Origin of the sequence: Marinobacter sp. SS5-14b (assembly GCF_030541005.1) — a bacterium.
In the GTDB taxonomy this organism is placed as follows: domain Bacteria; phylum Pseudomonadota; class Gammaproteobacteria; order Pseudomonadales; family Oleiphilaceae; genus Marinobacter.
Genome location: NZ_JASSVM010000001.1, coordinates 769,165 through 783,551, shown reverse-complemented (window position 1 = coordinate 783,551; position 14,387 = coordinate 769,165). Strand labels below are relative to the sequence as shown.

9 protein-coding genes are annotated in these 14,387 nt (G+C 56.2%); 3 read left to right on the top strand and 6 right to left on the bottom strand.

What is annotated here, in order from left to right; all coding sequences use genetic code 11:
• Position 1: 1 nt before the first annotated feature.
• The 6 genes from glgP (QPL95_RS03635) to glgC form a co-directional block, all read right to left on the bottom strand.
• Positions 2 to 2,506, bottom strand: coding sequence for an alpha-glucan family phosphorylase (glgP, locus tag QPL95_RS03635; RefSeq protein WP_303289633.1), 2,505 nt, complete (start codon positions 2,504 to 2,506; stop codon positions 2 to 4).
• A 17-nt stretch (positions 2,507 to 2,523) separates the two neighbouring features.
• Positions 2,524 to 3,294, bottom strand: a complete 771-nt coding sequence (locus QPL95_RS03630) for an SDR family NAD(P)-dependent oxidoreductase (RefSeq protein WP_303289632.1) — start codon at positions 3,292 to 3,294, stop codon at positions 2,524 to 2,526.
• 27 nt (positions 3,295 to 3,321) lie between these two features.
• On the bottom strand, positions 3,322 to 3,675 hold the full coding sequence (locus QPL95_RS03625) for a PilZ domain-containing protein (protein WP_303289631.1): 354 nt from the start codon (positions 3,673 to 3,675) through the stop codon (positions 3,322 to 3,324).
• A gap of 125 nt (positions 3,676 to 3,800) precedes the next feature.
• Positions 3,801 to 5,282: a 4-alpha-glucanotransferase gene (gene malQ, locus QPL95_RS03620; RefSeq protein WP_303289630.1), complete on the bottom strand. Its 1,482-nt coding sequence runs from the start codon at positions 5,280 to 5,282 to the stop codon at positions 3,801 to 3,803.
• A complete protein-coding gene (locus tag QPL95_RS03615) occupies positions 5,279 to 7,006 on the bottom strand; it encodes a glycoside hydrolase family 57 protein (RefSeq protein WP_303289629.1) in 1,728 nt (575 codons plus the stop codon). Before QPL95_RS03615 ends, malQ begins: the two co-directional genes overlap by 4 nt.
• Entirely contained in the window at positions 6,996 to 8,261 is a 1,266-nt protein-coding gene (gene glgC / locus QPL95_RS03610) for a glucose-1-phosphate adenylyltransferase (protein ID WP_303289628.1), read from the bottom strand. The genes QPL95_RS03615 and glgC overlap by 11 nt, the downstream gene beginning before the upstream one ends.
• Positions 8,262 to 8,437: 176 nt before the next feature.
• Between glgC and glgB the strand changes: the two genes are divergently transcribed.
• Genes glgB through glgP (QPL95_RS03595) form a run of 3 tightly spaced genes read left to right on the top strand, consistent with a single transcriptional unit; the run spans position 8,438 to position 14,387 of the window.
• Positions 8,438 to 10,330 (top strand): 1,4-alpha-glucan branching protein GlgB, encoded by a 1,893-nt coding sequence (gene glgB, locus QPL95_RS03605; RefSeq protein ID WP_303289627.1) that lies wholly within the window; start codon positions 8,438 to 8,440, stop codon positions 10,328 to 10,330.
• On the top strand, positions 10,327 to 11,793 hold the full coding sequence (gene glgA / locus QPL95_RS03600; protein WP_303289626.1) for a glycogen synthase GlgA: 1,467 nt from the start codon (positions 10,327 to 10,329) through the stop codon (positions 11,791 to 11,793). Before glgB ends, glgA begins: the two co-directional genes overlap by 4 nt.
• Before the next feature lie 32 nt (positions 11,794 to 11,825).
• Positions 11,826 to 14,387 carry an alpha-glucan family phosphorylase gene (gene glgP, locus QPL95_RS03595; RefSeq protein ID WP_303289625.1) on the top strand — a complete coding sequence of 854 codons (2,562 nt, stop codon included), beginning with the start codon at positions 11,826 to 11,828 and terminating at the stop codon, positions 14,385 to 14,387.

Sequence of the window (14,387 nt, the reverse complement as noted above, 5' to 3'; positions counted from 1 at the left end):
ACTAGCGATACCACAGGATGTGGCTGTCCTCCAATGGCAGATTCAAGCGTTGGTCACTGACCCGAATTCTTGGTGTGAAGTGATCCGCCGGCCGGCATGGCACCCGGGCCTCGTACTCGTAGGTGTCGTCTGCTCCAGCCAGTTGAAGCATGAATACCATCGCCTTTACCAATCTTGGCCCCAGTTCAGAGGCTTCGGCGACCAGCTCTACCGCCACTTGTTCTCTGGCCAGGCCATCCAGGTAAACATCCAGCGAAAACACCCGTTCGCCATTACATTCTTCACTTCGTATCTGTCCAAATCTGAGCTTGGGCCAGTGCAGGTTGATGCTTTCCCTTGCCCGGACCAGTTCTCGAGTGTGCTCCACAGAGCGCTGCTCGCCGGCGGATATCATTGGAAGGTAAAAGTCAGTGACATACTCCCTGACCATCCGGTTGGCCGAATACCGTGCAGTCAGTTGGTTCATGCTGGCCCGAATGCGTTGCAGCCAGAGGGTTGGCAGGCCTTCAGAGTCGCGCTGATAGAACTCCGGGATCACCTGCTGCTCCAACCTTTCATAGAGTTCTTCCGCATCGGCGTCGTCATGCTGGTCAGTCTGGCTCAGTTCTTCAAACGTCGCGCCTGGCCGTATTGCCCAGCCAACGTCCGGGTTCCAGGCTTCCGCCCACCAGCCGTCATACTGAGACAGGTTCAAGCCACCATTGACCAGTATCTTCATGCCACTGGTGCCACAGGCCTCCCATGGATGGCGAGGCGTATTGAGCCACACATCCACGCCCTGAATCAGCTGGCTTGCGACTGCCAGATCGTAGTCTTCGATAAACACCACTCTGCCTTCGACGTCCGGCCGCATCGAGAAGGCTTTCCAACGTTTGATGATCGCTTTGCCCTGGTGATCATGGGGGTGAGCCTTGCCCGCAAGAACGATCTGCAATGGCTGGTCTCGATTGGTCAGAAGCTTCATTAGCCGTTCCGGATCACTCAGCAGCAAATCGGGCCGCTTGTAATCAGTAAAACGGCGCGCAAAGCCCAAGGTCAGGGTTGCTGCATCCAGCAAGACGCCGCACGCGGCATCCGGGTTGCTACCATAGTTGTGCTCGCAGTGTTGGCTGTGCAAACGCCCGCGCAAATATCCGATCATTCGCTTTCGCTGTGCCCTGCGCATTGCCCAGATGTCCGCATCAGCGGTGCCTTGTAATGGACAGGATACGTCCATGGGTTGGCGCCATCGGTCCTGGCCACACGCTTGTGTCCACAACCCATCGGATTCGGGGGAATCCCAGCTCGGTGTGTGTACACCATTAGTGACGTACTCAGCCGGTATATCAGCGCTGGGCCAGCGGGCAAACCAGGGTTGAAAAATAGTTTGGGTAACCTGTTGGTGAATTCGGCTGACACCATTAAACCGCCCGCTCATCCCCAAGGCTAGCCCTGCCATGTTCAGTTGAGAGCTCTCAGTATTGGCCACAGCTAACAGTGCATCGAGTGTGTTATGGTTCTCGGCGAGCCAAGGGCTTAGATAAAGCTCAGCCAGATTGACTGGAAAGCGGTCAAAACCCGCCGCTACCGAGGTATGTGTGGTGAAGAGATTGGTGGCCCGGGTTGCCATTCGGGCGGTGGTGAAATCGGTGTGGTTTTGCCGTTGCCATTGGTGCGCCCGTTCAACCAGCGCCAGAGCGCTATGCCCCTCGTTGATATGACATAGGCTGGGTGATCGTTTCATTAACTCAAGCAGGCGCCAGCCTCCGATTCCCAGCACCATTTCCTGCTGAAGCCGTTTTTCCGGGTTGCCACTGTAGAGTTCGCTGGTTATACCCCGGTCACCGGGTTCGTTGCGTGGGTCGTTACTGTCTAGCAGCAGCAGTTCACAGCGCCCGACCTGTCCTTTCCAGGCCCGAAGTCGCACCTCTCTGCCCGGAAACGGAACGGTTACCCTCGCCCATTCACCACTGCTGTCCCGCAGCGGCGCCAGTGGCAGCATGGTGGGGTCGTTGTAGGGGTGGAATTCAATCTGTTCGCCTTCGGTGTTTAGCGCCTGCCGAAAATACCCTTGCTGATACAGCAAACCGACAGCCATGACTGGAACACCAAGGTCACTGGCCGCTTTTAGAAAATCGCCCGCCAGTACCCCCAACCCGCCACTGTAGATGGGAAGCGATTCCGATACCCCATATTCCATACAGAACCAGGCCACACCCTCACCTAGTGCGGGTTCGCAGTTATCCGAATACCAGGTGGCGGCCTGAGCAAATGCCTCGTGGCGTTTGACCTGTTGCTGGTAAACCGCCAGGAACTCGGAATCCTCGGAGAGCGCCTTAAGGTGTTCAGACGAAACGCTGTTCAGCACCAGCCAGGCGTTCCGGGTGGCCTCCCAGGCATCCTCATCCAAAGCTCGCCACAGGTGGTCGCTGCCATGGTGCCAGCTCCACCTGAGGTCCAGTGCCAGGGAGGTGAGCGCGGACAGCGTCTCAGGCAGCGCTCGCATGGTGTAGGCGGCTAACGACATAACAGGTATACGGCCCGTTAATGAGCCGTGTAACCGCCATCAATGACCAACTCACTACCCGTAATGAACTTGGATTCATCAGACGCCAGATACACAACGCCCCAGGCAATGTCATCGGGTTCGCCCATGTGCCCCACTGGGTGCAAGGCCGCTGTAGCTGCTTTTGCAACTTCGGGATCCATTCCCGTGGTTTTCAAATGGTTTTCCACCATCGGTGTCCAGATAAATCCCGGGTGAATAGAGTTCACTCGAATGCCTTCTTTGGCATAGATCATGGCATCGGTTTTAGACATCAACCGAACCGCACCTTTGGAGGCATGGTAAGGCGGCGCGTCCGGCGCACCCACCAGTCCGTATATGGAAGACAGGTTAATGAGGCTGCCGCCGCCGGCTTTTTTCATATGAGGAATGGCGTGTTTGGTACAGAAAAATACACCTTTTACGTTCACCGCCTGAACCTTGTCCCATTCTTCTTCGGTAACCTCATGAGTGGGCTTGTTGGCACCTGAAATACCCGCGTTATTCACCATCACATCCAGTTTGCCAAACCGCTCGGCAACCCCATCAATGGCCGCTTTCACCTGAGATTCATCAGACACATCGCAGTGCCAGTAGGCAACCCGATGCCCTTTGGCGGATAGCTCTTTTGCTAAGGCTTCGCCCTCTTTGTCGAGGAAGTCCAGAATACCCACCGCTGCGCCTTCTTCCAGCATTCGCTCAACGGCCGCACGGCCTATACCAAGCGCTCCGCCGGTTACCGCTGCTACTTTTCCTTCAAGTCTTGCCATGGTGAATATCTTCCCTTTTTACGCGATTTAATGGATCCGATGCCGCCCGGTGATGGCGGCTTCTGAAGCGTGGTTATCTAACCAAATCAAAAGCTCAGCGATCACGTGCGCATCGTTATCCACGCCATCGAAGTCGAGCCCCAGGCCATCATCAGACCTGCGTGCAACATGAGCGGTCAATGTTTGATGGCCCTGCCGGTGGTCTGGGAGCCGAAACGACAGTTGAATCGTCTGATTGATTCGCACATTGGTAAATTCGGTTGCGACGAAAAGCCCTCGCTTCGACGCATCCTGAATCTTCCCTGTTGCCACTGGCATCCCACGCTTGTAGACCAGTATAGGCAACTCACCCTCAACTCGCTTACTCAACCGGTGTTCCATCAGGCGCCCCTTTCATTCGGAATGAGATCCTCTGGTGAGACAACACCTCTTCACCCTTCCTGTTCTTTATAGCGTGTTCTGTTTAACTCGGGTTGACGCTGATCAATATTTAACCAGAGGTAAGTTTACCGCCCATAAAGCTGCACCACGTCCCGCATACGTTCGGTGCTTTCAAGCTGCTGATAGTTATCGGGAAGCTTCCATGACCAGTTATTTTCGGTGGTGCCAGGTGTGTTGAATCTTGCCTCTGATCCGAGCCCCAGGAGATCCTGCATCGGCACAATAACAAGCCGGGACACGGACCCCATTGCAGCCTGTATGACTGGCCAGGGATGCTTAGCCTGATCGGCTCCAGACACTCTCAGGTATCGGTTTACATGGTCTCGTGTCGGTTTATCCAGGCTTCTGTACCACCCCAGAGTGGTGTCGTTATCGTGGGTGCCCGTATAAACCAGATCATCGGCCTGGTGGTTATGCAGCAAATGCGGATTGGTTGGACTGCCGTCGAAGCCAAACTGCATAACCGTCATGCCGGGCAGCCGGAAACGGTGGCGAAGCTGTTCAACATCCTCACCGATAATGCCAAGATTTTCGGCAACAAGCGGCAAATCCGGTAAGGATTCAAAGCAGGCCGACAGGAAATCATCAGCCGGGCCTGACACCCAGTATCCGTTTGCCGCACTCGGTGCTTCTGATGGAATTTCCCAGAATGCCTGCAAACCACGGAAATGATCGATTCTCAACAGATCGAACAACTCCCTCTGGCTATTCAGCCTGGCAATCCACCACCGGTACCCCTCTGCTGCCATGGCTGACCAGTCATACAAAGGGTTGCCCCAGTGCTGTCCTTCCGGTGAAAAATAGTCTGGCGGAACACCGGCAACAACGGTGGGCTGGCCGTTTTGGTCGAGTTTGAACAGCTCAGGGTTGGCCCACACATCCGCACTGTCATGGGCGACGAAGATGGGTATGTCTCCGAAAAACAGGACACCCCGATCTCTGGCGTATTGGCGAAGCGCCCGCCACTGTACATGAAACAGAAACTGTTCAACCCGGACCCGCTCTACGGTGTCGCTATGGTGCCGAACAAACTCGGCAAGCGCCGCAGGATCGCGTTTGCGGAGCGGTTCCGGCCAGTCAGTCCAGTTCGAGCCTCCAACTTGCTCCCTGATTGCCATGAACAAGGCGAAATCGTCCAGCCAACTGGCGTGATCAGAAACAAACTGCTGCCAAACCTCTGGATTCATTTGGGGCGTAGCGGTATAGCGCCCACCCAGAAAGCGCTCTGCCACAGATGCCAGTAATTGATGGCGGGGCTCTTTCAGCGAAGCCTCAGCCACCAGGCCAGGTTCGATCAAATCGCATAAATCAATCAGCGCCGGATTACCCGCATGTGCGGACAACGACTGGTAAGGCGACAGGTCGGGATGCGTGGGCCCGGTCGGGAGCGCCTGCCAAACCGTCATACCGGCTTCTACCAGGAAGTTTACAAATTGCCGTGCGTGCAGGCCCAGTTTTCCGTGACAACCTGGCAGCGCTGTTGGGTGGAGCAACACCCCTGCCCGGCGCCGGGTAAACACCGGAATTGGCGGTAATCGGTCTGTCATGGTTGGTTTCCGGGCTCATGGCCGGGCCGCATCGCACCGCCACGGGCGGGTTCTCCACCGCCCTGACTCAAAGGCTGGAAGAGGCTGGAAGGCGCGGGGTAACCTATTGCATCGTACAGATTCACCAGGTGACGACGGTACAGGTGTTCAAAATCCCTGACGACAGCAGCCGGATTGTAGTCGCCAAACCACCAGAACCAATCCGATCCTTCGCACAGCCCAAGTTGCCGGCAGGCCCTGGCTTTTTGCTCAGACGACAAGGTTCCGTTATCCATGGCTTTATCGTAGTGGTGCTTTGCCTCACACAGCAGTTCCCAGGCACGGTTTTTGTCCGGATCACCAATCCAGGTGGAGAATGTGCCATAGATCCAGCTGCCGGCCACCAGGTGAGGAAGCCGCTCTGGTTCGCTGTCTTGCACTTGCACCAGATCGTGATAGGTCGTCAAGCGCAACGACGCGTGGTCGGCAAGGACCCGGTAAAGCTCATCCAGGAAGTAAAATCCATTCTCGGGATAGTACTCCCAGGCATTTTCACCATCGAGAATGACAGAAATAACGGCATTGCCATCCCGCTGGCAGGCCGCGGCAATGTTCTCCATATGATGAACCAGGTCCGCCACTGCATCTTTGGCGTGCCAGTCGGCATAGGTAAAGCCAATGAGATCCGACAGCCCATCATCACGGAAAAAAACCGTCGGCGATTCTTCACCAAAGCGAAATGGCCGGTGAATCCCAAGTTCTTTTTTTATGACGCCCTGGGCTTTAGCGAGGTTCAGGCTGTTATGGATAACGGAATCACCGCTGGCACTCCATCGGAAACCATTCTGCTGCAACAGTGAAAGCGTTGCCTGGCTCAATGCACCCTCCGAGGCCCAACAGCCAACAGGTTCGGTACCAAAAAAGCGATGAAACACCTTTCTACCCTCTTCAAGGTGCCAAACGGCTCGCTCGGTGCCGCCGGGGTACTGGTTAGTGCCGGGCAGGCTGATGTCTGGCATTGCTTCCCGGGCGGAACCCAGATCTATCAGCAGAGGCACAATCGGATGCGCCCAGGGGCTCATGGCCAGCTCCACCTGCCCGGTTTGAGCCAGGTGCCGGTAACGGGGTGCCAGGCTGGCCATCTGCTCGGCCACCACATCCAGCAGCGCGCGCCGGTCTTCCAGGGAAAACTGATGACCCTTTTCCTGTAGGCTCCGGATAACCGGGTGTGTTCGGCGCACCGTTTCACCCATCCAGCCCAGGTGGTACCAAACCAGCAAATCGGCCAGAAACTGGGGCGATATATAGCGTTGAATGTCTGGCCGTGTGCGGTAAAACCCGGCAAGTTCGGACAACCTCAGGTAAGGTGCAAAACGTTTGATGATACGGTGCGCATTGGCGCGCAGACACTTTTCCATCAGCTCGAGAAAGCCCGGCGAACCAGGCTCTGGCAATGCCTCAGACACCAATGCCGCCAGCACAGGGTCACCCATGGCCGATCCGCTGTGTCGCCAACGTGCAATCTGTACCTGATATTCCTCTATCTGTTCGAGTAGGATGGGGGCGAAATTGATGACAGCCCGGGCCCCAGGATGTGCCTCCAGGTGGGCAGCCATATCCACGTAATCTTTTATGCAGTGCAGATACACCCACGGAAACAAAAACTCCCCGGTGATGTGATCCTGGTAGTCCGGCTGGTGCATGTGCCAGCAAAAAACTACGGGGGTGCGAGTATCAGAGGCCATGGGGGTAGTCCTGCCCGAGCATCTCGGGAGTCACCAGAACAACACCTTTAGGGGAGACATGAAAACGGCGTTGGTCTGATTCGTGGTCAAATCCGATGCGCGTGCCTTCGGGTATTTTGCAACCCCGGTCAATAACGGCTTTGCGGATATGGCAGTGACGGCCGATATCGACGTCCGGAAAGATCACGGAATCTTCTACTGTTGAGAAGGAATGCACCCTCACCTGGGAGAACAGCAAAGAGTGGCGAACCAGCGCACCGGAGACAATACAGCCTCCCGCCACCATGGAGTCAACGGCGGTACCCCGCCGGTTATCATCGTCGAACACAAACTTCGCCGGGGGTAATTGTTCCTGGTATGTCCAGATGGGCCAATTGGAATCGTAGAGGTTCAGCTCAGGGCTGATGCCAATAAGCTCAAGGTTAGCTTGCCACAACGAATCAATGGTCCCCACATCACGCCAATAGGCAACCTTGTTATTCACCGGGTCCCGGAACGGGAACGCGCATACTTTCAGCCTTTCGATAACAGTCGGAATAATGTCTTTTCCAAAATCGTGGGAAGATGTTCCATCCAGCTGTTGGTCACGCAGCAACTCATCGAACAATATGCGCGTACTGAAAACGTAGATGCCCATTGAGGCCAGTGCTTTACCGGGCTGACCGGGCATGGGCTGCGGATTGTCGGGCTTTTCCTTGAACTCGGTGATTCGCAGTTCCTTGTCGACCGCCATTACGCCAAAAGCTGAGGCTTCTTCGATAGGGACTTCAATGCAACCGACGGTAATATCGGCGTCCTGCTCCACATGAGCTGCCAGCATGGTGCCGTAGTCCATTTTGTAAACGTGATCACCGGCCAGAATCAGAACGTATTCCGGTTCGTGGCTTTTGATGATGTCGAGATTCTGAAGCACGGCATTGGCGGTACCTTCGTACCACGAGGTTTCTATTCGTTGTTGGGCAGGCAGCAACTCTACAAACTCCCCCAGTTCTCCGCGCAAAAAGCCCCATCCACGCTGAATATGGCGGATCAGGGAATGGGATTTGTATTGGGTGATAACCCCCACCTGGCCAATCCCCGAGTTGATGCAGTTAGATAACGGGAAATCGATGATGCGGAACTTGCCGCCGAAGGGAACGGCAGGTTTGGCTCGCCATTTCGTAAGATCGTGCAATCGACTGCCACGGCCACCGGCAAGAACCAGTGCCAGAGTTTGCCGCGTAAGGCGGCTGACATAACGCTTGGCGGTTTGCATAACAGCTTCCCTGATATCAGAACAATAACCGACACAAACTTGACGTAATCTATATTCACGCAACACTAGCATTGTATTGTGACGTACATTTGTCATAGGTCATTTTCTGCACAAACGCAAAAGCGTCCAATGACAAAGGCAGAACTGATAGCCACCTGTTCGGGAATATGAGGTCTATGGAAAGCCCCGCTCTCAATGATTTCGACCTTCATCTTTTCTCGGAAGGCCGCCACTGGCATATCTACAACGTGCTGGGCGCTCACCCAATCAAGCACCAGGGCGTGGAAGGCGTCCGGTTTGCGGTCTGGGCACCCAATGCCCGCGCCGTCGCTGTGATTGGCGATTTCAACGGCTGGGATGCCACCCAAACGCCGCTTCAGCCCACTGAAGGCTACGGTGTCTGGTACGCATTTATTCCAGGCGTTCATCCCGGCGCACTGTATAAATTCTCCATTACAACCCGCCATGGAAAGCAGGCCATTAAAACCGACCCCTACGGACAGGCCTTCGAGCAACGACCCGCCAACGCCGCCGTTGTCACGGAACGCAGTCCGTTTCCCTGGAGTGACGGTGACTGGCTTGACCGGCGCGCCCGTTTTGACTGGCAACGCAGTCCGATTTCTATCTATGAGGTGCACCCCGGTTCCTGGCGGCATCATGGTTCAGGCCGCTGGCTCTCCTACCGGGAATTAGCTGAACAGCTGGTGCCTTATGTGCTCGAAACCGGTTTTACCCATATCGAACTGTTGCCGATAACCGAGCACCCGCTGGACGAATCCTGGGGTTATCAAACGACGGGCTATTATGCGCCATCCAGTCGTTACGGCAGCCCGGACGACCTCAGATACCTGGTGGACCAGTGCCACAAAAACAATATTGGCGTTATCCTCGATTGGGTACCCGGTCATTTTCCGGATGACGACTATGCCCTCGCCCTCTTTGATGGCACCGCGTTGTATGAACACGAGGATCCCCGCCGGGGCCGACACCAGGACTGGGGCACCCTGATTTACAATTACGGGCGCCATGAGGTTCGAAACTTTCTGATCGGCAGCGCCCTGTTCTGGCTCGACACATTCCATCTGGACGGCCTTCGAGTCGATGCTGTTGCCTCCATGCTGTACCTCAACTACTCCCGCAAGGCGGGCGAATGGGTACCCAACCAGCATGGCGGCCATGAAAACCTTGAAGCCATCGATTTTCTGCAAGACCTGAACAAAGTGTGTCAGGGCCGGTTTCCCGGCGCGCTGATGATGGCTGAGGAGTCCACCTCCTGGCCCCGAGTCACAAGGCCCCCGGAAATAGGTGGCCTTGGCTTTAATCTGAAGTGGAACATGGGGTGGATGCACGACACCCTGGACTACCTTCAGCAAGACCCGGTTTACCGACAGTACCATCACGAGAAACTGACCTTCGGGTTGCTGTATGCCTACAGTGAGAACTTCCTGCTGCCGCTGTCCCACGATGAAGTTGTGCATGGAAAATCCAGCCTGATTCAAAAAATGCCGGGGGATGAGTGGCAGCAGCGCGCGTCCCTTCGGTTGCTGTTCAGCTACATGTTCACCTACCCGGGTGCCAAACTTCTGTTTATGGGCGGAGAATTTGGCCAACGCCGGGAATGGAGCGAGAAACGTGAGCTGGACTGGGAGCTTCTCCAATACCCGGAGCACCAAGGCATCTACAAGCTGGTTCAGGACCTCAACGGTCTCTACCGCAGCCAGCCCGCGCTGTACAAATGCAGTTTCAGTCCGGAAGGCTTTGAGTGGATTGATTGCCATGACTCCACTCAATCAGTGGTCAGCTACCTGCGCAAAGAGTCCGCCGATGGACAGGTGCTGGTCGTCATCATCAATTTTACGCCGTTGCCCCGCCACCACTACCGGATTGGCGTGCCCGCTGGAGGTCACTGGCAGGAAATTTTCAACTCCGATTCCAGCTATTACGGTGGCAGCAACCTCGGTAATCCACTGCCATTATCGGCCTCGCCGGACAGCTGGATGGGCCGCCCCTGCTCCCTGGAGCTGACTTTGCCACCCCTGGGGCTAATGATACTGAGGGCCGAATCATGACCCGTATCCTCTTTGCCACCAGTGAGGTGTACCCGCTGGTCAAAACCGGGGGCCTGGCGGACGTCTCTGCCAGCTTGCCGGAAGCCCTCTGCAAACTGGGTTATGACTGTCAGATATTGTTGCCCGGATACCCGGCTGCCTTGAAAGCAGCCAGGGACGCCGGTTCACGCAGGAAAATCCGATTCAGGCATGGCCAATATGACGTGTCGCTTTGGCAGACCCGTCTGCCGGGCACGGCGGTTACTCTCTGGTTGGTGGACTGCCCTGCTCTGTTTGACCGGACGGGCGACAGCCCGTACCAGAATGATGACGGGGAAGACTGGTGGGACAACGCGCACCGGTTTCACTTATTTGGCCAGATTGGCGCGATGATGGCTGCCGGACAGCTGGACTTGAGCCGGCGGCCAGACATAGTGCACTGCAACGACTGGCAAACCGGGTTAATCCCGGTGTTGTTGGGCAATGTTCAGCACCCACCAAAGACGGTTTTCACCGTCCACAACCTTGCCTACCAGGGACTATTCTCCCACGAAACCTTCAGAGCTCTGGGTCTGCCGGATTACCTCTGGCGCTATGATTTGCTTGAATTCCACGACCAGCTGTCCTTCATCAAAGGGGGGCTGGTCTTCAGTGACGCCATTACGACTGTCAGCCCCAGCTATGCCAACGAAATACAAACGCCCTGGTTCGGATACGGTCTGGACGGGTTGCTCAGGCACCGCTCGCCGCAACTGATCGGCATCCTGAATGGCATCGATACCCGCATATGGGACCCCGCGGAAGATCCCTGGCTGGATTTTCACTTCGGCCCCGGCAATCTGAAAAACAAGGCCCAGTGTAAGGCCAGGCTGCAACAGGATATGGGCCTGGAGGTAACGGGAGCCCCCTTATTCGGATTTGTCGGCCGATTGGTTGAACAAAAGGGCCTGGACTGGATTCTGGCTGTGCTCCGGCCGCTGCTCGAGTCCGGTTGCCAGTTCGCTATGCTGGGGGCCGGCCAGGCTCACTACCAGGATCGCCTGCAGGAACTTGCCCGGGAATGGCCTCAGCAGTTGTCGTTAACTCTGGGTTACAACGAGGGTCTGGCGCACCGGATTACTGCAGGCAGCGATCTGTATTTGATGCCCTCCCGTTTTGAGCCCTGCGGGCTGAACCAGATGTACAGCCTGCGCTATGGCACCGTGCCAGTCGTACACGGTGTTGGCGGTTTGAATGACACCGTGTTCGACCCCGAAGACGATAGCGCTGCAAACGCGAACGGCTTTGTGTTCAGGGAGCCAACACCTGATGCTTTGTTCAAAACCATCCGTCGTGCCCTGGAGGTTTTAGCAAAGCGGAAAGCCTGGCGGCAATTACAGGAAAACGGAATGGCGGCTGACTACTCCTGGAGACAAAGAGCGCGGGAGTATGGAGACCTCTATCAGAGATTATTGGCCGACCCCTACAGTATTCACGATGATTAACCCGGCACCCGTGGCCGCAAGGACGTCATATCATGCATAAGGCAACCGAATTCAGACTGGAAGCCCGGCCCCAGGTTCCAGAAGCCATTGGGCAGCTGGAAGTGCTGGCCAACGATCTTTTCTACAGCTGGGATCACGGCGTGCGCAGCCTGTTTGCTCGCATTGATCTTCGGTTGTGGCAGAAGGTTGAACACAACCCAAAACTTTTTCTGCGCCGTGTATCCCAGCAACGCCTGACCGAAGCTGCCGACGACCGGGTTTTCCTCGCCGAATATCGGCGCGTATTGTCCAGTTATGAGGCCTACCTTGAAGCCGAGCCAGGCCCTGAAGTTCAAGAGGCGCTGGCTTCAGATAGCAGCCTGGTGGCCTATTTTTGTGCCGAATTCGGCTTCCACGAAAGTTTTCCTATCTACTCCGGCGGCCTGGGTATTCTGGCCGGCGACCATTGCAAGGCGGCCAGTGATCTGGGGCTGCCCTTTGTCGCCGTAGGCTTGCTGTATCAGCAGGGCTACTTCATCCAGACTATCGATGCTCAGGGCCACCAGATTGCCCGCTATCAATGCCACGCGAGTGACGAGCTGCCCATCTCGCCCGTAGAAGCGGACGGCAAGCAAATGACCATTTCGGTCCCCTTTCCCGGTCGAGACGTACACGCCCGGGTATGGCAAGCCCGTGTTGGCCATATTTGCCTGTATCTGCTTGACTCAAACACCCCGGAGAACAACGCGGACAACGCGGAGGACAGGCAGCTCACCTTGCAACTGTACGGCGGCGATTCATCCACCCGAATCAGTCAGGAGATGCTCCTCGGCATCGGCGGAACCCGTGTACTAAAGGGGCTAGGTATTGAGCCTACAGCCTGGCATATCAATGAAGGCCATGCTGCGTTTCAGATACTGGAACGGTGTCGGATAGCGATGACCACAGGATTAACCTTTGATGCTGCACTGGAGGCCGTCGCCGGTGCAACACTGTTTACCACCCATACGCCAGTCGCGGCAGGCCATGACATTTTTCCCAGGGAACTTCTTGCCCACAACCTTGGCCCATATCTTGAACAATCTGGCCTGGATTTCGATCAGGTCTTCACCCTGGGAGCCAGGAACGGCGGAGACAGTTTCAATATGACCAGTCTGGGCCTGTGCGGCTCACGCTTTCACAACGGGGTCAGCCGAATTCATGGCGGTGTGGCCTCACAGATGGAAAGTGATATCTGGCCCCAGATTCCCCCAGATGAAAACCCGATCGGTTACATCACCAATGGCGTGCATGTGCCGACTTTCCTGGCACCGGAGTGGGCCAGCCTGTTTGATATGCAGGCCCCGAACTGGAAGAGCGAACTTCGAAACCCGTCGTTCTGGGAGTTTGTGGACAAGATTCCGGACTATCACTACTGGAGTGTCCACAAAGCCCTGAAACAACAGATGGCAGAATTCACCGTGCGCAGATTGCGGCGCCAGCACAATAGAAATGGCACGGGCCATTCAGTAACCCAAAGAATGGCCAGGCAACTGGCGTCACCGGAAAAAGACGCACTGGTGATCGGGTTCGCCCGACGCTTTGCCACCTACAAGCGTGCAACCCTGATTTTCTCGGACCTGGCCAGGCTAGAGCGCCTGTTGACCAACCCGGACCACCCGGTGGTTATTGTGTTTGCAGGCAAAGCGCACCCTCAGGACGCGCCCGGGCAGCAACTGATCAAAGTGATCCACGACTTATCCATGCAACCCTCGCTGATGGGGCATATCCTCTTGCTGGAGGATTACGACCAGGCAATGGCCCGTCGACTGTTGAGCGGCGTCGATATATGGCTGAACACCCCTGAGTACCCCAAGGAGGCCAGTGGCACGTCCGGCGAAAAAGCTGCGCTTAACGGTGCGCTTAACCTGAGTGTTCTGGACGGCTGGTGGGGTGAGGGCTACGACGGCACCAATGGTTGGGCGATTACGCCGAGGAATACCGATCTGGACCCGGAGTTTCGTAATCGGGAAGAAGCACGAGACCTGCTCGACCTGCTGGAGCAGGAAATCATTCCGCTCTACTACGATCGAGCATCACAGGGCTATTCAAGAGGCTGGGTTACCCGCTCAAAGGCCTCCATGAAAACCATCCTCCCGAGGTTTAACGCCCAGAGGATGGTGATGGACTATGTTCGAAACTATTACCAGCCCGCCACCGCGCAGGGGCTTCGGCTGGCTGCCGATAATGCGGCGCTGGCCCGGGAGTTGGCTGAATGGAAAGCACGGGTACTGAAAGCCTGGCACGGCGTAACGATTCATGCCCACGGGTGCGTAGAAGACCGTTGCGCCTGGAACGAAACGGTTACCGTAACGGTGTCCGTCGCACTGAACGGCCTGGCACCTCAAGATGTCCGAGTGGAATGCCTGGTCGCGCCGGAGTGCACCGGCACCCATGCAGAACCCGGTCCGAACCGCTTTATTCTTGAACCAGCGGGAGAGGACCAGGGTAAAACGCTGTTCAGCGCCCGGATAACACCACCCTACCCCGGCCTTCAAACCCTGCGGATAAGAATGTGCCCCTACCATGAGGCCCAGACGCATCCGCTGGAATTGGGCGCCATGCTTTGGGTGTGA